Raw genomic sequence first — 18,501 nt, 5'->3', positions numbered from 1 at the left:
TTTCCGTGTACGCCGCTGACTCCCCATACCCCTGCTCCTCACAATTCAGGGTGTTCACACGACCCCCTGAACCCGCCCGGTAGATCAACCCGCGTGGAGCAAGATCTCCTACCCGGGGAAGGTGAGTGCGGCGCGAACCGCGCACGCGAAAGCCCCCTCGGGAGCCGGTGGGCAGCCGAGGGGGCTCGATCCTGAGGCGATCCCGATCCCTTCGATAGGCTCAGGGAACGAGCACGGGCTCAGGGAGCGGGATCGCTCGAGATCAGATCTTCGAGGAGGCATCCTTCAGAACGCTGCGGAGGATGCCGCCGATCTCAGCGAACTCCGACGGACCGATGGTCAGCGGGGGAGCGAGCTGGATGACGGGGTCTCCACGGTCGTCAGCGCGGCAGTACAGGCCGGCCTCCCACAGAGCGGGCGACAGGTAGTCGCGCAGGAGCCGGTCCGACTCCTCCTCGTTGAAGGTCTCCTTGGTGGCCTTGTCCTTGACGAGCTCGATGCCGAAGAAGTAGCCCTCGCCGCGCACGTCACCGACGATGTCGATGTCGAGCAGCTTCTCGAGCTCGGCGCGGAACAGCGGGCTGTTCTCGCGCACGCGGCCGTTGAGGTCCTCTTCCTCGAAGATGTCGAGGTTCTCGAGGGCGGCAGCGGCAGCGGCCGGGTGCCCGGCGAAGGTGAAGCCGTGGTAGAAGGTGTTCTCGACCGAGTTGAAGGGCTCCGAGACCTTGTCCGAGACGATCATGGCACCGAGGGGCACGTAGCCCGAGGTGATGCCCTTCGCCGAGGTGATGATGTCGGGCTCGTAGCCGAGGGCCTTCGAGGCGAAGAAGTCGCCGATGCGGCCGTAGGCGCAGATGACCTCATCCGAGACGAGCAGCACGTCGTACTGGTCGCAGATCTCGCGAACGCGCTTGAAGTATCCGGGGGGAGGCGGGAAGCAGCCGCCCGAGTTCTGCACCGGCTCGAGGAAGACGGCCGCGACGGTCTCGGGGCCCTCGAAGAGGATGGCCTCCTCGATCCGGTTCGCAGCCCACTGGCCGAACGCCTCGACGTCGTCGCTGGGCGCGCCCATCTCTTCTGCGCGGTAGAAGTTGGTGTTCGGCACGCGGTGACCGCCGGGGGTCAGTGGCTCGTAGAACTTCTTCATGTCGGGGATGCCGGTGATGGCCAGCGCGCCCTGGGGGGTGCCGTGGTAGGCGACCGAGCGCGAGATGACCTTGTGCTTCATCGGCTGGCCCTTGATCTTCCAGAAGTGCTTCGCCAGCTTGAACGCCGACTCCACGGCCTCGCCGCCGCCGGTGGTGAAGAAGACCTTGTTCATGTCGCCGGGGGCGTACGAAGCGAGGCGCTCCGACAGCTCGACGGCGGCGGGGTGCGCGTACGACCAGAGCGGCATGAAGTCGAGCTGCTTCATCTGCTTCGCGGCAGCCTGGACGATGCGGTCGCGGCCGTGGCCGGCGTTCACGACGAACAGGCCCGCGAGGCCGTCGATGTACTGCTTGCCGGCAGCGTCGTAGATGTGGTGGCCCTCTGCGCGGGTGATGACGGGGATGCCGTCGTTGAGCACCTTGCGGTTGGTGAAGTGCGGCCACATGTGGTCGCGGGCCGAAGCCTGGAGCGCGGCGGCATCCACGGCTGCAGTGGGATCGTAGGACATGGTTATCTTGTTCCCCAGTCGTATTTCTGTTTGGTGAGTTGGAGGTAGACGAAGCTCTCGGTCGCCGCAACGCCGTCGATCCCGCGGATCTTCTCGTTGAGCAGTTCGATGAGGCCCTCGTCGTCCTCGCAGACAACCTCGGCGAGGATGTCGAAGGAGCCAGCGCTGAGTACCACGTAACTGATCTCCGGCATCTCGGCGAGACGATCGGCGACGACCCTGGTGTCACCGGAAACGCGGATGCCGAGCATTGCTTGTCGGCTGAAGCCGAGTCGCATCGGGTCCGTCACTGCAACGATCTGCATGACCCCGGCATCCGTGAGCTTCTGCACGCGCTGTCGCACGGCGGCCTCGCTGAGGCCGACCGCTTTGCCGATCTCCGCGTACGAACGACGGCCATCGCGCTGGAGCTGCTCGATGATCGCCTTCGACGTCGCGTCGAGTGCGGGCGAGGTGCGTTTGGTGCTCACGCCACTGATTCTTGCAGTGAAATGCCGAAAAAGCAAAGGAATCCGAAGAAAATGGGATTGGAATCTACTTATCCCAGCCTTGAGTGGCGATTGAACCGGGATCGGCGTCGCCATTCGGTATTGTACGTCGTCCGGCGCCCCGTGCGGGGCTGAGGTCGCCGGGCGGCGAGGATCGAGTTCGTGCTTCGGAATGCGTGGAATGGGTGCCTGATCTCTATCGGAAACCGCAGCAGCGTGTCTGCGATGTAACCGTTTCATGTCGAAATGGGAGGCGCGCGGGCCGCGAGCTTGGCATCGCTTCCCTCTCTGTGCCATTCTCATCTTCACACCCGGCAGTGCGGCCGATCGCGTTGCCGGTGCCACCCGTGAGAACCAAGGGAGATGCTCATGGCACGTCAGCCCGAAGACCCGATCGTCCGAAATATCGTCCAGATGCTGCGCGGAGCTCAGCTCAACCGTCGGCAGCTGCTCCGCGGCGCCGCGGTGGGGGCCGCCGGGGCCGGCGCGCTCGGCCTCTCCGCGTGCTCCGGAGGCGGAGGCGGTGGCGGGGGAGACGGCATCGTCTGGGGCAACTGGACCTACTACCTCGACTACGACGAGTCGACCGGGTCCTACCCCTCGCTCGACGCCTTCATGGACGAGGCGGGATTCAACGTCGACTACGTCGAGGACATCGACGACAACAACACCTTCTACGGCAAGATCAAGGATCAGCTGAAGCTCGACCAGTACACCGGCTACGACGTGGTCACCTTCACCGATTGGATGAACGCCCGCCTCATCGAAGCCGGCCAGGTGCAGGAGTTCGACTACGCCAATCTGTCGAACGTCGAGGCCAACCTGGTGGACGCGCAATGGGACGCGCTCGACGTCGATTCCGGCCGCAAGTTCTCGATCCCGTGGCAGTTGCCCGCCTCGGGCTGGGTGTGGAACACGGAGGCCGTGCCGGGCGGGATCAAGACCCTCGACGACTTCCTGAAGCCCGAGCTCAAGGGCAAGGTGGTCGTGCTCAGCGAGATGCGCGACACCATCGGCATGGTGCTCGCGGGCCTCGGCTACGACCCCAACGGCGACTGGGGCGACAAGGAGTTCGACGAGGCGCTCGCGTGGCTCGACGACGCCCTGCAGAGCGGCCAGATCGGCAATGTGAAGGGCAACAGCTACACGCAGGACCTCATCACGGGCGATGCCCTCGCCGCGATGGCGTGGACCGGTGACGTGGTCATGCTGAACGCCGAGAACGACAACCAGTGGACGCTCGAGATCCCCGAGTCGGGCGGCATGATCGCGGCCGACTCCTTCACCGTCCCCAACGGCACCTCCGCCGAGGCGAAGAAGCAGGTCGAGCAGATGATCGACTACTACTACGATCCCGTCGTGATGGCCGAGGTCGCCGACTACGTCACGTTCATCCCGCCCGTGAAGGGCACGCAGGAAGAGATGCAGAAGATCAACCCCGACAACGCCGAGAACCCGCTCATCTTCCCGAGCGATGCCGACTGGGAGCACCTGCACCCCTTCCGCAGCCTCACCGCCGAGGAGGACAAGCGCTACTCGACCGCCTTCCAGAACGTGCTGGGGCTGTAGACATGACGGAGAACTCACTCGCGACATCCGGCGCGGACCTCGAACTCGTCGGCATCCAGAAGCGGTTCCCCGGCTTCACGGCCGTCGAGAGCCTCGATCTGAAGATCCCCGCGGGATCCTTCTTCGCCCTGCTCGGCCCCTCGGGCTGCGGCAAGACGACCACGCTGCGCCTCGTCGCCGGACTCGAAGACCCGACGCAGGGCAAGATCCTCATCGGAGGCAAGGACGTCAGCGGCCTGAAACCTCACAAGCGACAGGTCAACACGGTCTTCCAGTCGTACGCGCTCTTCCCGCACATGACGATCCTCGAGAACGTCGCGTTCGGCCTGCGCCGCCGCAAGTCGGCCGACCCGGTCGGGAAGGCGCACGAGGCCCTGCGCCTCGTCGAACTCGACCATGTCGCCGATCGTAAGCCCGCGCAGCTCTCGGGCGGGCAGCAGCAGCGCGTGGCGCTCGCCCGCGCCGTGGTCAACCGGCCCGCCCTGCTGCTGCTCGACGAGCCGCTCGGCGCGCTCGACCTGAAGCTGCGCCGCCAGATGCAGCAGGAGCTCAAGCAGATCCAGCAGGAGGTCGGTCTCACCTTCCTCCACGTCACGCACGACCAGGAGGAGGCCATGACCATGGCCGATACGGTCGCGGTGATGAACAAGGGACGGATCGAGCAGATGGGCGCCCCGGAGGAGCTCTACGAGCTGCCCCGCACCGTGTTCGTCGCGAACTTCCTCGGCCAGTCGAATCTCTTCGCCGTCGATGTGGTCGGCGGCTCGGACCAGGTGCTGCACACCGACCTGCTCGGCACGCGGATCTCGGTGCCGCGCTCGCGCAGCGAGCGGGAGAGCGGATCGATCACCGTGGGCGTGCGCCCCGAGAAGATGACGCTCGGCACCGCGCCGGTCGAGCCCGACGCAGGCTTCAACGCGATCGGCCCGGGCCGCGTCACCGATGTCTCCTTCATCGGCGTCAGCACGCAGTACACGGTCGAGCTCCCGGGATCGGCCCCGGTGCAGGTCTTCCAGCAGAACCTGCAGGCCGGCCCGACCGCCGCGCTCGGCGACGAGGTGTGGCTGAGCTGGCGCGTGGAGCACACCTTCGGCCTCGCCGATGATCGCCTCGAGACCGGCGCCCTCACCGCCGACCTCTCGACCCAGGCCATCGCGGCGCACGCAGCGCTCGGCGAGTAGGGGGCAGCTATGGCATTCACCGCCTTTTCGGCCTCCGCGAAGGCCGTCGAACAGGCGCCCCGCAAGAAGGGGTGGGTCGCGCTGCTGCTGCTCGCGCCCGGCATCGCGTACATGCTGCTGTTCTTCGTGGCGCCCTTCATCCAGCTCGCGCTCACCTCGCTGCAGGCCCCCGACGAGGGCGGCGGCATCGGGCAGTACGTCGCGGCCATGCAGTTCTCGAACTACTGGGTCGCGCTGCAGGAGTACTGGCCGCACCTGGTCCGCTCGTTCGTCTACGCGGTCATCGCGACCGTCGTGGGGCTGCTGATCAGCTATCCGATCGCGTACCTCATCGGCGTGCGCGTGCGCTCGCGGCCTCTGCTGCAGGGCGTGCTGCTGATCCTGGTCGTCGCGCCGTTCTTCATCAGCCTGCTGCTGCGGACGCTCGCCTGGAAGTCGATCCTGCCGAACGAGTGGATCGGAACGCACTTCTCGGTGATCTTCGGGTTGATCTACAACTTCATCCCCTTCATGGTGCTGCCGATCTTCTCATCGCTGCAGGCGCTCGACCTGCGGTTGCTGGAGGCCGGATCCGACCTCTACGCGTCGCCGGTCACCACCTTCCGCAAGGTGACACTGCCGCTGTCGATCCCCGGAGTGGTCTCGGGCACGCTGCTGAGCTTCATCCCGATGTCGGGCGACTACGTGGTCGCCTCGCGCGAGTTCCTGGGCGGCACGTCGACCACGATGATCGGTAACGTCATCGAGTCGAACTTCCTGCAGACGCAGAACTACCCGATGGCCGCGACACTGTCGATCATTCTCATGCTCATCATCCTGGCGATCGTCGCCACATACGTGCGCAAGAGCGGGGCGGAGGATCTGCTGTGAAGAATTTCAGTCTGGGCAAGGCCTTCGTGCCGGTCGTCGCGACGGTCGCGCTCATCTACCTGCTGCTGCCGATCCTGCACGTCATCCTGTTCTCCTTCAACGATGCTGGCCGCAACAACATCATCTGGCGAGGATTCACGCTCGACAACTGGCAGAACCCCTGCGGCGCTCCGCAGGTCTGCCAGGCGTTCGGCAACAGCATCCTCATCGGCGTGGTCGCGACCGTGATCGCCACGGTGCTCGGCACGATGATCGCCATCGCGCTGGTGCGCTACAGGTTCAAGGGCCGTTCGACGGTCAGCCTGCTGCTGTTCACCCCGATGGCCACGCCCGAGGTGGTGCTCGGCGCGGGTCTCGCCGCGCAGTTCCTGCTCGCGGGCGTGGAGAAGGGGATCGGCACGATCATCCTCGCGCACACGATGTTCTGCATCTCGTACGTCGTGGTGGCGGTGAAGGCCCGCGTGGCGAGTCTCGATCCGGCGATCGAGGAGGCGGGGCGGGATCTCTACGCCTCGCCGGGGCAGGTGTTCTGGCGGATCACGCTGCCCATGCTCATGCCGGGCATCATCGGTGCGGCGCTGCTCTCGTTCGCGCTGTCGTTCGACGACTTCATCATCACGAACTTCAACTCGGGCACCGCGACCACCTTCCCGAAGTTCATCTACGTCTCCGCGCTCAAGGGCGTGCCGGCGCAGGCGAACGTGCTCGCATCGATCGTGTTCATCGGCGCGCTGCTGCTGGTGATCATCGTGCAGATGGTGAACATCAACAAGCAGAAGAGGCTGGCGCGGCAGTAGCTCCTCGCGTCCCTCGCCGCCGCGCCTCTCGCGCAGCGCTCGGCCCCCACCGCAGAATCTGCGGCGGGGGCCGAGAGCTTTTGCGTCGCGGGCCGCATCGGGTGCAGGATGTTTGGCTGGCGGGAAGTCCCGCAGCAGACCAGGACGCAGCGGGGCGGACTCGCCCGGGCGATCCTCCGACTCTCGGAGAGCATATGACGAAGACGTTGATGCCGGCGGCCAAGCGCGGCGGTACCCTCAAGCGAAGCCTCGGGCTCTGGGCCATCGTCGGCCTCGGCCTCGGGTACATGACGCCGACGGTGGTCTTCGACACCTTCGGCCTCGTCTCGCGCGACACGAACAACGTCGTGCCGCTCGCCTACGCGGTCGCGCTCATCGTGATGGTCTTCACTGCGATCAGCTACGGCAAGATCGCGGGTGCGATCCCGAGCGCCGGATCCGCGTACACCTATGCCCGCGAGTCGATGCACCCGAATGTGGGCTTCCTCGTGGGGTGGACCGCGCTCATCGACTACATGCTCCTCCCGATGGTGAACTGCCTCATCATCCGCAGCTACCTCGAGGCGTTCTTCCCGGCCGTGCCGGGATGGGTCTGGGTGATCCTCTACGTCGTCTTCGTGACGGGCATCATCTACCTGACGATGCGCGGCACCTCGAACGTGAACATGATCCTGCTCGTGTTCTCGATCGCGGTCATGGCAGTGTTCGTGCTCCTGGTGATCGTGCAGCTCGCCGGCGGTGCCGGTGTCGGCGGCGTCGTCACGGTGCAGCCCTTCTTCCACAGCGGCGTCGAGTTCGGCGCGGTGCTGGCGGGCGCCACGATCGTCTGCTTCTCGTTCATCGGCTTCGACGCGGTCACCATGTACGCCGAGGAGGCCAAGACCCCGAAGATCATGCCGAAGGCGATCCTGCTCACCGTCGTGCTCGGCGGCGCGATCTTCCTCGTCGCCGGCTACTTCACCCAGCAGCGCTTCCCCGACTGGAACGAGTTCGCCCCCGGCGGCGACATGCAGTTCGTGGAGGACTCGACCCTCCCGATCATCGGCGAGCTGGTCGGCGGCAAGGTGCTCGCCGCGGTGCTCACCGCGGCCGGCTTCGCGGCGACGCTCGCCTCGGGTCTCGCGTCGCACGCCTCGGTCTCGCGCATGCTGCTCGTCATGGGCCGCAACAACGTGATCCCGAAACGGGCATTCGGCTACATCAACCCGAAGACGCACACCCCGACCTTCAACATCGTGCTCACCGGTGCGATCTCGCTGCTCGCGATCGCCTTCACCCTCGAGATGATCGCGGCCTACATCAACTACGGTGCGCTCATCGCCTTCACCTTCGTGAACCTCTCGGTGATCGCCTGGTTCGCGATCCGCAAGGGCCGCCGGCGCACCCCGAAGGACATCTTCACGTACATCGTGATGCCGGTCATCGGCACCGCGCTCACCGGGCTGCTCTGGGTGAACCTCGACGGGCACGCCCTGCTCGGGGGTCTCATCTGGACCGGACTCGGTTTCGTCTACCTGGTCTTCATCACGAAGGGCTTCCGGCAGAAAGTCGCATCCTTCGACGAGAACCAGCCCGTCACCGGCTACAACAAGGTGGTCGAGCACGAGCCCGTCGAATAGCGGGCCTCGGCACGCTCCCGACGGGCGCGCGGGTCGAGCAGCGGTTGTGCCGGGTGCCGAGGGCTGTACGCCGTGTGCCGGGGGCTGTATGCCGAGCCGGATGCCGAGCTTTCGGCGCCGAGATACGGATTTCGCATGCCTGATCGCGATCCCGCGTGCGAAATCCGTATCTCGGACGGGTGGCCACGGAGGTCCGCGAGCGGGGGTCGGGCTGCGGGCGATAGGCTAGGGGGATCATGCTCGATCTTGACTTCAGCGCTCGCATCAAGGCCCTCCGCGCCACCTACGCCGACATCGCGGCGGTCACCGATCTGCCCCGGCTCGAGCGGGAGATCGGCGAGCTGGAACAGCAGGCCGCCGCGCCCGATCTGTGGGACGATCCTGCGGCCGCGCAGAAGGTCACCAGCGGCCTCTCGCACCGGCAGGCGCAGGTGCGCAAGCTGCGCGGCGTCGAGAGCCGCCTCGACGACCTCGAGGTGCTGATCGAACTCGCGCAGGAGGCCGACGACGAGGAATCGGCGAAGGAGGCGGCCGACGAGCTCGTCGCGCTCGAGAAGCTCGTGCAGGATCTCGAGGTGCAGACCATGCTGTCGGGGGAGTACGACGAGCGCGCGGCCGTCGTCACGATCCGCTCGGGCGCCGGTGGCGATGACGCCACCGACTTCGCCGAGATCCTGCTGCGCATGTATCTGCGCTGGGCCGAGCAGCACGGTTACTCGACCAAGGTGCTCGACACCTCCTACGCCGAGGGCGCCGGAATCAAGTCGGCCACGTTCGAGGTCGACGCACCCTACGCCTTCGGCACGCTCTCGGTCGAGGCAGGCACCCACCGGCTCGCTCGCATCAGCCCCTTCGGCTCCGCCGACAAGCGGCAGACCAGCTTCGCAGGGGTCGAGGTGATCCCGCTGCTCGAGGAGGCCACCGAGGTCGATATCCCCGAGAACGACATCCGCGTCGATGTCTTCCGTTCGTCGGGCCCGGGCGGTCAGTCGGTGAACACCACGGACTCGGCCGTGCGCATCACGCACATTCCCACGGGCATCGTCATCTCCATGCAGAACGAGAAGTCGCAGATCCAGAACCGCGCGGCCGCCATGCGCCTGCTGCAGACCCGCCTGCTGCTGCTGCAGAAGGAGCAGGAAGCCGCCAAGAAGAAGGAGCTGGCGGGATCCGTCACGGCAAGTTGGGGCGACCAGATCCGCTCCTACTTCCTCTACGGCCAGCAGCTGGTGAAGGATCTGCGCACGGGCCACGAGTCCTCCCAACCCGAAGCCGTGTTTGACGGGGATCTCGACGGGTTCATCGCCGCGGGCATCCGCTGGCGCTCGCTCTCGAAGAACGACTGAGCTTTCCCGTCAGTCCGCGTCCCTTCCCGTCAGCCTGCGTGAAGGCGTAGGATCCCTGGCCGAGAATCTGCGACTCCGCGCAGAATGACGAGGCTTCACCAGCGCGCCTGCGTCGGGCCCACAGGCAGAGGGCGTATTGTCGAGGCGTCATGATCCTCTTCGAGAACGTCACCAAGAAGTACCGGGGTACCGCGAAGCCCGCGCTCGACGGTATCGACCTCAGGGTCGATCGCGGCGAGTTCGTCTTCATCGTGGGCGCTTCCGGTTCCGGCAAATCGAGCTGCCTGCGCCTCATCCTGCGCGAGGATCAGCCGAGCATCGGCAAGATCCACGTGCTGGGGCAGGACCTCAGCAAGATCTCATCCCGCAAGGTTCCCTATTTCAGGCGCAACCTCGGTACCGTGTTCCAGGATTTCCGCCTGCTCACCAACAAGACGGTCTACGACAACGTCGCGTTCTCGCTCCAGGTGATCGGCAAGTCGCGCGGCTTCATCCAGGAGGCCGTGCCCGACACGCTCGAGATGGTCGGGCTGGCGAACAAGGCCAAGCGCTTCCCGCACGAGCTCTCGGGCGGCGAGCAGCAGCGCGTCGCGATCGCCCGCGCGATCGTGAACAAGCCGTCGATCCTGCTCGCCGACGAGCCCACCGGCAACCTCGACCCGGCCACCAGCCTCGGCATCATGCAGCTGCTGCGCGCCATCAACGCCTCGGGAACGACCGTCGTGATGGCGACGCACGAGGCGACCTTCGTCGACATCATGCAGCAGCGCGTGGTCGAGCTCTCGCAGGGCGTCGTCGTGCGTGACGAGGTGGGCGGCGGCTACGGCGAGACCGCGTCGATCCCCGTCGCCGATCTCTCGGAGGAGGGCGTGCAGGTGCTGCGCACCACCGAGGCGGTCGTGCGTGCGGCGCTCGCCCCAGAGGAGGGCGGCGAGCCCGATCCGGATGCGGAGGCCGCCGAGGCAGCGGCGATCCCCACCCCGCCCCCCGGCATGCAGGCGCCAGAGGCAGCCGCACCCGGCGCGCTGGCGCCCGACACCGGCTCCCCGCAGCAGCCGTCATCCGCCTCCGCGGATCCCCTGGACGAGCTGCTCGGCGCCGAGACCCCGCACGAGGCCTCCGTCTTCGAGGAGCCCCATCCGTTCGGCGAGGACGACTCCGAGATCGACGACGATGACGACACGGTGCGGGCCGGCGGCCCGCAGGCGCGTCGCATCCCCGGCTTCCTCGATCCCGGGCGGCCGATGGATCCCGTGCGGATGGCTGAGACCGGGAATCTCGCCGAGCACCTCGGGCTCAGCAGGAAAGACGACGACGAGACGGATGTGGGGCCGGTGCGATGAGGGCGGGACTGGTTCTCGGCGAGGTCTGGAACGGCCTGCGCCGCAACATGTCGGTGGTCATCTCGGTGATCCTCGTGACGTTCGTGTCGCTCACCTTCGTGGGCGCCGCGATCATCATGCAGCTGCAGATCCAGCAGATGAAGACGTTCTGGTACGACCGCGCCCAGGTCGCTATCTATCTCTGCACGGACTACGACCAGAGCGCGACGTGCGCGGGTACCGATGCCGGCGAGGCCGAGATCTCCGCGGTCGAGGACGCCCTGCAGTCGGGCACGCTCCAGCCGTACATCGACGACTACTTCTTCGTCGATCATGAGCAGGCGTACGAGGAGTTCGCGAAGCAGTTCGAGGGCAATCCGATCCTCGAGATCACTCGCCCGGAACAGCTGAACCAGACCTTCTGGGTCAAGCTGAAGGACCCCTCGCGATCCGACATCATCACCGAGACCTTCTCGGGCATCCCCGGGGTGCAGAGCGTGTCTGATCAGCGCAGCCTGCTCGACCGCATCTTCCTGTTCCTCGGCGTCGCGAGCTACACCGCGATCGCGATCGCGGGCCTCATGCTCGTGGCGGCGATGCTGCTGATCTCGACTACCATCAGGCTCTCGGCGTACTCGCGCAGACGGGAGATCGGGATCATGCGCCTGGTGGGCGCATCGAACCGATTCATCCAGACCCCCTTCATATTGGAGGGGATCATCGCAGCGCTCGTGGGCGCGGTGCTGGCGGGGGCCGCATCGGTGGGGATCGTGCGCTTCTTCGTGCAGGGCTTCCTCGCGACGGAGGTGCCGTTCACGAGCTACATCACAGTCGAGCAGTCGCTGATCGTGCCCCCGGTGCTCATACTCGTGGGGGTCGTGCTGTCGGCCATCGCAGCCAAGATCGCGATCACCCGCTACCTCCGGGTGTAGCTCGCGCGCCCTACGACTGCGGTAAGCTGGATCCTCGCGCTTCCGCGCGGATCCACCGACCCGTAGAGAGAATGTGACCATGCCCAAGGAGACCGGCGAGAAGCTCATCGCGTCGAACAAGAAGGCGCGGCACGAGTATCTCATCATCGACACCTACGAGGCGGGCATGGTGCTCACGGGCAGCGAGGTGAAGTCCCTGCGCATGGGGCGAGCCTCACTGGTCGACGGCTACGTGTTCATCGAGCGCGGCGAGGCCTGGCTCGACGCGGCCTACATCCCCGAGTACCTCAACGGTTCGTGGACGAACCACGCTCCGCGCCGCAAGCGCAAGCTGCTGCTGCACCGGCAGCAGATCGACAAGCTCTATCAGAAGACCCGAGAGGGCGGCATGACGATCGTGCCGCTGCGGCTCTACTTCCTCAACGGCCGGGCGAAGGTCGAGATCGCCCTCGCGAAGGGCAAGAAGGAGTACGACAAGCGGCAGACGCTGCGCGAGCGGCAGGACAAGCGCGAGGCCGAGCGGGCCATGCGCAGTCGCAACCGGCTGGGGGAGTAGGGGCGCGGATCTGCCGTCGGGTTCAGCCTCTGAGTAGGAGATCGACGCTCAGGCGGGTGAAAACTGCGGATTCACCCGCCTGAGCGTCGATCTCCTCCCTGAGCGTATTACCTCACACCGCGTCGAGCGCGCGGCTCACGTCGAGCAGGATGTCGTTCTGCACGCCGTGCCAGTGATCCGTGTCGGGCTCCGGCCATGAAGAAAGCTTGACGATCACCGAGTCGGTCGACGGATCGAGCCACAGGTTCTGCCCGTGGATGCCGATGCCGCTCACGTTGCCGCGCTCGTTGCCCGTGCACCACCACTGGCGCGTGTAGCTGCCGTCGGGGAACGTGCCGGTGAAGCCCTCGTAGGTCATGGCCTCGCGCGATCCGCCCTCCATGATGCTGCGCACCCAGGCCTCCGAGACGACACGACCGCCCGGGGCGTATCCGCCGTCGAGCATCATGCGTCCCACGCGCGCGAGATCCCGCGCGGTGCATGAGACGCCGCCGTTCGCGAAGCCGAACCCTGTCGTGTCGACGGTGATGGTCGCGTCACGGTCGGCGTCGAGCTTCGCCCACAGGTAGACGGAGAGTGCCTCGACGTAGCGCATGCCCGTGACGCGCTCGATGATCCACGCGAGCACGTCGGTGTTGGCCGAGCAGTACTGGAATTCGCCCGTGGCACCGCTGCCGCGCAGCGTGGTGAGGAACTCGGAGGTGTCGGCGGGATCGCCGTCGCGTCGCGATCGCCAGCCCGCGGAGCGGTCGTGGGTCTGCACCTCGGAGGCGGGGTCGACGTAGTTCTCGTTGTAGTCGATCGCGACCTCCATGTCGAGCACCTGCTGCACCGACGGGCCGTCGTAGACGCTCCCCTCGAGCTCGGGCAGGTACTCGGTGACTGGCGTGGCGGGATCGATGCGCCCCTCATCGACGAGCGCGCCGACGACCGTGCCGCACAGCGATTTCGAGACGCTCATCAGCAGGTGGCGGTCGTCGGGAGCGAAACCGGCGCGGTAGTACTCGGCGAGCACCTCGCCGCCGCGCAGCACCAGGAAGGCATCGGTGTAGCTCTGCTCCAGCCGCTGCTGCAGATCGGGGAGCTGAGGGGTGAGCGAGTCGAGGCGCACCGTCGCTTCGGCCGGCGCCGCGGGGGCGCGGCGCGAGACCGGCGCGGTGGGCAGCAGCTCGCCCAGGTGGGCGAATGCCCACCGGTTGTCGGGCGCCTCCTGCCAACTGTCGAGGTTCGGACGGCCGGGATCCGCGCCGGGGAACCGAGGCGGGTGGGCGGCGGCCGTGTTCGCGCTGCTCACGCTCACTCTCCGATCTGGTCGCGGATCCGGCGCTTCGCGAGCACCGTGTAGACCACGACCGAGACGACGATGCCGACCGGCACCGACAGGTCGATGTAGCCGAGCGCGACGCCCAACGGACCCGTCCAGACGTCGGTCGAGAGGAAGAGCGCCGTCGCTGCGCCGCCAGCCACGGCCGAGGTGAGGCCGGCGAGGCTGAATCCGCCGTGGTACCAGAACTTCGCGCCGGGGCGCTCGTCGAAGAGGTCCATGCCGTCGTAGCGGTTGCGGCGCAGCACGATATCGGCGACGTAGACCGCCATCGTCGGCACCGAGATGATCAGCAGGAACTGCAGCATCAGGTTGATCGCGTCGATCAGGTTGGTCGACATCACCAGGAAGAGGGTGAACGCGGTGCCGAGCACGCCGATGAGGATCGCGGAGGGGATGCGGCGGATCGGCACGCCGATCGACTGGAACGCCATGCTGGCGGTGTAGGTGGTCATGCCGTTGAGCGCGACCGTGTTGACGATGACGCCGATTACGAAGATCGGGCCGAGCCAGGCGGGCAGCATGTCGAGCAGCGCGTACTCGATGCCGAGGTCGAGCGACTCGGGGGAGACGACGCTGCCGAGGAGCGCGCCGACGATCGTGAAGAAGCCGCACGGGATCGCGCCGCCGAGCGCCGTGGCCAGGATGATGTGCGAGCGCTTCGCGTCGCGCGGGAGGTAGCGCGCCATGTCGGCGCTGTTGGAGAAGGAGAGCGGGCTTGAGGCGAGGATCGCGAAGGCGATGGTCAGGCTCGACCAGAGGGCGACGCCCTGCAGCGGCTCGGGCTGGCTGAAGTTCCAGTCCACGGTGGGCAGGATGAACCCGGTCACCACGAGGAAGATGAGCAGTAGCACCGCGGTGAGGGCGGTGTAGGCCTTGAGGATCAGGGCGTGGCCGTAGACCGCGACGAGCACGGTGACGATGGAGACGATCACCGTGACGACCACGAGGCCGATCGTCTTGTCCTCGACGCCCATTCGGGTGAGCAGTTCGGCGCCCATGAACGACGAGGCGACCCAGTTGAGTGCGAGGAAGACGCCCGAGATGAACCAGCCGTAGAAGGCGATCACGATCTTGTTGCCGCGGAAGCCGTAGATCGCGCGCTGGATCACGGACCCCGAGGTGCCGGCGGCCGGGCCGCTGATGGCGACGATGCCGGGCAGCACCCAGAGCAGCGTGACCGCGAGCACGACGAGGACCGCCTGCCAGATCTCGAGCCCGAGCACCGCGGTGAAGGAGGCGCCGATGGTGAAGTTGAGCACGCTCACCATGGTTGCGGCCCACACGGCGAAGAGGTCGCGGGGCCTGCCATGGCGCTCGCTCTCGGAGACGAGTTCGATGCCGCGGGTCTCGGGCTGCGTGGGGATGTCGGCGAAATCCTGATGGGAATCGGCGGGAGTGGGTGCGGTCACTTGGCAGTTCCTCTCGGCGGAGCCCCGAACATCGTCGCGGGTGGCATGAGACAGCGACGCTGCTATTGGTCATGAGGCCAATGGACTCTATTGGTCACTAATCCAATAGGATGTGGCTCATGGTGTCAAGTGGAGGATCGCCGAGGGTGCGCAAGCAGCCCGAGGAGCGGCGCGCCGAGATCATCGCCGAGGCCGCGCGGATCGCGCTCGGGGACGGGCTCGAGCGCATCACGCTGCGCGCCGTCGCCGACGGGCTCGGGGTGCGCCCGGGGCTGATCAGCCACTACTTTCCGGCGGCGGAGGATCTGGTGATCGCAGCCTTCCTCGCTGCCGTCACCGGGGAGCGAGAGCGGCTGCAAGCGGGGGAGGGAAGCTCTCTCGACCGGCTCGCCGCCTTCGTGCGCCGCGTCGAGTTCGAGTCGGTCGACCTCTCCCGGCTGTGGCTCAATGCGCGGCATCTCGCCCGGTTCACTCCCGCGCTCGCCGAGGCGATCGAGGAGCAGGAGGCGCTCGACCGCGAGCGCCTGGTCGCACTCATCGAGCAGGGGCGGGCGGAGGGGGCGTTCGAGGTGGCCGATCCGCTCGCGGCGTGCGTGCGGATCTTCATGGCCGTCGACGGCTTCGGCGCCTATGCGAACAATATCGGCGACTTCGAGCCGGAGGCCTATGTGCACTTCGTCGCCGATGTCTGCGAGTGGGCACTCGGCATTGAGCCGGGCCGACTGCGCGAGCGCGTCGTCCGGGCGTAGGGGCTTGTGCTCGGGAGGAGGCCCCCGAGGGCCTCGCCCTCGACAGCGACGTCATGAGAGTGGTATTCTGTAAGGCCGGGATGATCCCGGATTGACAATTCCACAGCGCGTGATGCGAATGCCCCAGACCGCACCTTCGGGTGTGCGCGCCGTTCCGGCGCGAGCTCGGGGCCGATCGGTTTCGACACGTCGATTTGAGACTGTGAGAAGCGGGCCGAGGACGCGGAGTTATCTCGTAAACGCCCTTCGCAAACCATAGGTGCCAACGCTAAGCGCACCGACTTCGCTCTCGCTGCCTAAGCAGTAAGACCGAGTCCGTCAGGTCGGGTGGGCCTCCGCCCCGGTTTCCTGGCGTCATCTAGGAGGCTTGCTGGTGCGTCGTGTCTCAGGGCGCGCCGGGACTTTCACTGAGGCTGGGCCCGTCATCCTAGGTGTTCGTGACAAAGGATGGGGCCGAGTAGAACGTCTGCACGAACTACGCTCGTAGAAGGCACGGAATCGTCGAAGTGGACCGGGGTTCGATTCCCCGCGGCTCCACCAGAGTGTTCGCATCACGCGCTGTCGGATCCTCTCTCGTGGAAGAGGGCTCACCTATCGAGCTGACTGGTGGGGCCCCGTAGCGCTCTCGCGGGGCTGCGCCAGTCAGTTCGATCGCGTCCGCCGCTCGTTCGCGGAGCTTCGCGTCGGAATCCGGAACGCGCAGACGGAAGCAACCTTACTGTCCGGCGCCGAGCCCGCCGGACAGGCGCGAGTGGAACTCGGTGGTGAACCGGTTCATGCCGACGAACTCGACGTTCTTGCCGCGCTGCTCGTACTTTGTCTGGATCGTATCGAGCGCCGCGACCGTGGAGGCGTCCCAGACGTGCGAGTTCGTGAGGTCGATGACGATGCGCTCGGGGTCGTCGGCGTACTCGAACATCGTGGTCAGGTCGTTGCTCGAGGCGAAGAGCAGCTGTCCTTCGACGGTGTAGTGCGCGGTCTTCACGCCGCGGTGTTCGGTGAGCTCGCGATCCACGCTCACCAGGTGGGCGACGCGACGTACGAACATGATAGCGGCCACGAACACGCCCACGACGACGCCGATCGCGAGGTTGTGCGTCGCCACGACGACCGCGACGGTGACGACCATTACGAAGGTCTCGCTCTTGGGCATCCGTTTGAGGGTCGACGGCCTGATGGAGTGCCAATCGAAGGTGCCGACCGCCACCATGATCATCACCGCGACCAGTGCTGCCATCGGGATGATCGCGACCACGTCGCCGAGGGCGACGATGAGGATCAGCAGGAAGACTCCCGCCAGGAATGTCGAGATGCGGGTGCGCGCGCCCGAGGCCTTGACGTTGATCATGGTCTGGCCGATCATCGCGCAGCCGCCCATACCGCCGAACAACCCGGACGCGATGTTCGCGATGCCCTGCCCCCAGCTTTCGCGGGTCTTGTTCGAGTGCGTGTCGGTGACGTCGTCGACGAGCTTTGCGGTCATCAGCGACTCCATCAGGCCGACGAGCGCCATCGCCAGGGCGTAGGGGGCGGTGATCGTCAGCGTCTCCCACGTGAGCGGCACGTTCGGGATGAACAGCTCGGGCAGACTGCGGGGCAGCTCGCCTTGGTCGCCGACCGTGGGCACTTGGATAGCGAAGACCACCACGACAGCGGTGATGACGATGATCGACATCAGCGGCGCCGGGATCACCTGGGTGATCTTCGGCATGAACACCATGATCAGCAGGCCTGCCGCGACGAGCGGGTAGACCGCCCAGGGGACGCCGATCAATTGAGGCAGTTGCGCGGAGAAGATGAGGATCGCCAGGGCGTTCACGAACCCGATCATCACGCTGCGCGGGATGAATCGCATGAGTTTCGCCACCCCGAGCGCTGCGAGGATGATCTGGAGGGCGCCCGCGAGCAGCACGGTCGCGATGAAATAGTCCATGCCGTGCTCGCGCACCACGGGGGCCACAACGAGCGCGATTGCTCCGGTGGCGGCGGTGATCATCGCGGGGCGACCGCCGACGAGCGCGATCGTCACCGCCATGATGAACGAGGAGAACAGGCCGACCTTGGGATCGACGCCCGCGATGATCGAGAACGAGATCGCTTCAGGGATCAAAGCGAGCGCGACCACTAGCCCTGCGAGCACCTCGCGGGTCAGGATGCGAGGCGTCCTCAACGCAGTCAGTACGGAGGGATCGGGGCGGTAGCGGGACGTATCATCTGAAGTGGTGGGGCTCACAGCCATCAACACTAACGTAACGTGAGAGTTAAGAGCGAGTAGGAAGTGGCCGTCGATGCCTGAAGTTGGGATGATGCACATCGGAGCACTGGCGGAGCGCACGGACTTGTCGTTGCGCACGCTGCGCCACTACGACGAGATCGGGTTGCTGGTTCCCTCCGGGCGATCCGAGGGCGGCTTCCGCCTCTACACCGAGGAGGACTTCGAACGATTGATGCTGATCCGGCGCATGAAGCCGCTGGGCTACTCGCTCGAGCAGATGGGGGATCTGCTCCGCGCGATCGAAAGCGCCGGTGACGAGGACCCGGTTGGTGCCGACGCTGCCGAACTGCTCGCGGAGTTCCTGAGAGACGCCGAGGAGCGACGCGCGAAGCTCGCGAAGCAACTGGCTGCCGCCGACGAGTTCATCGGTCTGCTGAGCGCGCGGATCACAGCGTAGCCGTGTC

General features: G+C 66.3%; 16 protein-coding genes and 1 other RNA gene. 12 read left to right on the top strand and 5 right to left on the bottom strand.

Going from position 1 to position 18,501, the window contains the following annotated elements; all coding sequences use genetic code 11:
- Positions 1-262: 262 nt before the first annotated feature.
- Positions 263-1,657, bottom strand: coding sequence for an aspartate aminotransferase family protein (locus AC0KXF_RS03545; protein ID WP_473107873.1), 1,395 nt, complete (start codon positions 1,655-1,657; stop codon positions 263-265).
- Between the two features lie 2 nt (positions 1,658-1,659).
- The gene (locus AC0KXF_RS03540; RefSeq protein ID WP_223044464.1) at positions 1,660-2,127 is read right to left on the bottom strand and encodes an Lrp/AsnC family transcriptional regulator; all 468 of its coding nucleotides are present in this window, start codon (positions 2,125-2,127) and stop codon (positions 1,660-1,662) included.
- Positions 2,128-2,514: 387 nt separating this feature from the next.
- Between AC0KXF_RS03540 and AC0KXF_RS03535 the strand changes: the two genes are divergently transcribed.
- From AC0KXF_RS03535 to smpB, 9 genes are all read left to right on the top strand, one after another.
- Positions 2,515-3,714 carry an ABC transporter substrate-binding protein gene (locus AC0KXF_RS03535; RefSeq protein WP_473107872.1) on the top strand — a complete coding sequence of 400 codons (1,200 nt, stop codon included), beginning with the start codon at positions 2,515-2,517 and terminating at the stop codon, positions 3,712-3,714.
- A gap of 2 nt (positions 3,715-3,716) precedes the next feature.
- Entirely contained in the window at positions 3,717-4,895 is a 1,179-nt protein-coding gene (locus AC0KXF_RS03530; RefSeq protein ID WP_473107871.1) for an ABC transporter ATP-binding protein, read from the top strand.
- Between the two features lie 9 nt (positions 4,896-4,904).
- Entirely contained in the window at positions 4,905-5,765 is an 861-nt protein-coding gene (locus AC0KXF_RS03525) for an ABC transporter permease (RefSeq protein ID WP_223044461.1), read from the top strand.
- Entirely contained in the window at positions 5,762-6,562 is an 801-nt protein-coding gene (locus AC0KXF_RS03520; RefSeq protein WP_473107870.1) for an ABC transporter permease, read from the top strand. Before AC0KXF_RS03525 ends, AC0KXF_RS03520 begins: the two co-directional genes overlap by 4 nt.
- Positions 6,563-6,756: 194 nt before the next feature.
- Positions 6,757-8,181: an APC family permease gene (locus AC0KXF_RS03515; RefSeq protein ID WP_473107869.1), complete on the top strand. Its 1,425-nt coding sequence runs from the start codon at positions 6,757-6,759 to the stop codon at positions 8,179-8,181.
- 236 nt (positions 8,182-8,417) lie between these two features.
- Positions 8,418-9,527 (top strand): peptide chain release factor 2, encoded by a 1,110-nt coding sequence (prfB, locus tag AC0KXF_RS03510; protein WP_223044457.1) that lies wholly within the window; start codon positions 8,418-8,420, stop codon positions 9,525-9,527.
- 149 nt (positions 9,528-9,676) lie between these two features.
- Complete coding sequence (gene ftsE, locus AC0KXF_RS03505) at positions 9,677-10,870, top strand: cell division ATP-binding protein FtsE (RefSeq protein ID WP_473107868.1); 1,194 nt, start codon at positions 9,677-9,679, stop codon at positions 10,868-10,870.
- Positions 10,867-11,781 (top strand): permease-like cell division protein FtsX, encoded by a 915-nt coding sequence (ftsX, locus tag AC0KXF_RS03500; RefSeq protein WP_473107867.1) that lies wholly within the window; start codon positions 10,867-10,869, stop codon positions 11,779-11,781. Before ftsE ends, ftsX begins: the two co-directional genes overlap by 4 nt.
- 79 nt (positions 11,782-11,860) lie before the next feature.
- Entirely contained in the window at positions 11,861-12,337 is a 477-nt protein-coding gene (smpB, locus tag AC0KXF_RS03495) for an SsrA-binding protein SmpB (RefSeq protein ID WP_223044454.1), read from the top strand.
- 112 nt (positions 12,338-12,449) lie between these two features.
- Here the strand turns inward: smpB and nylB are convergent, their stop codons facing one another.
- A complete protein-coding gene (gene nylB, locus AC0KXF_RS03490; protein ID WP_473107866.1) occupies positions 12,450-13,631 on the bottom strand; it encodes a 6-aminohexanoate-dimer hydrolase in 1,182 nt (393 codons plus the stop codon).
- Between the two features lie 2 nt (positions 13,632-13,633).
- Positions 13,634-15,073, bottom strand: a complete 1,440-nt coding sequence (locus AC0KXF_RS03485) for a purine-cytosine permease family protein (RefSeq protein WP_473107865.1) — start codon at positions 15,071-15,073, stop codon at positions 13,634-13,636.
- A 119-nt stretch (positions 15,074-15,192) separates the two neighbouring features.
- Here AC0KXF_RS03485 and AC0KXF_RS03480 point away from each other — a divergent pair, with 119 nt between their 5' ends.
- A complete protein-coding gene (locus AC0KXF_RS03480; protein ID WP_473107864.1) occupies positions 15,193-15,822 on the top strand; it encodes a TetR/AcrR family transcriptional regulator in 630 nt (209 codons plus the stop codon).
- 167 nt (positions 15,823-15,989) lie between these two features.
- Positions 15,990-16,362: a transfer-messenger RNA gene (gene ssrA, locus AC0KXF_RS03475) on the top strand.
- Between the two features lie 175 nt (positions 16,363-16,537).
- Here the strand turns inward: ssrA and AC0KXF_RS03470 are convergent.
- Positions 16,538-18,061, bottom strand: a complete 1,524-nt coding sequence (locus AC0KXF_RS03470; protein WP_473107863.1) for a SulP family inorganic anion transporter — start codon at positions 18,059-18,061, stop codon at positions 16,538-16,540.
- A gap of 49 nt (positions 18,062-18,110) precedes the next feature.
- Between AC0KXF_RS03470 and AC0KXF_RS03465 the strand changes: the two genes are divergently transcribed.
- The gene (locus AC0KXF_RS03465) at positions 18,111-18,494 is read left to right on the top strand and encodes a MerR family transcriptional regulator (RefSeq protein WP_473107862.1); all 384 of its coding nucleotides are present in this window, start codon (positions 18,111-18,113) and stop codon (positions 18,492-18,494) included.
- Positions 18,495-18,501 lie beyond the last annotated feature (7 nt).

It is taken from the genome of Leucobacter holotrichiae (genome assembly GCF_055791005.1).
This window is presented reverse-complemented; position numbering and strand designations above follow the sequence as displayed.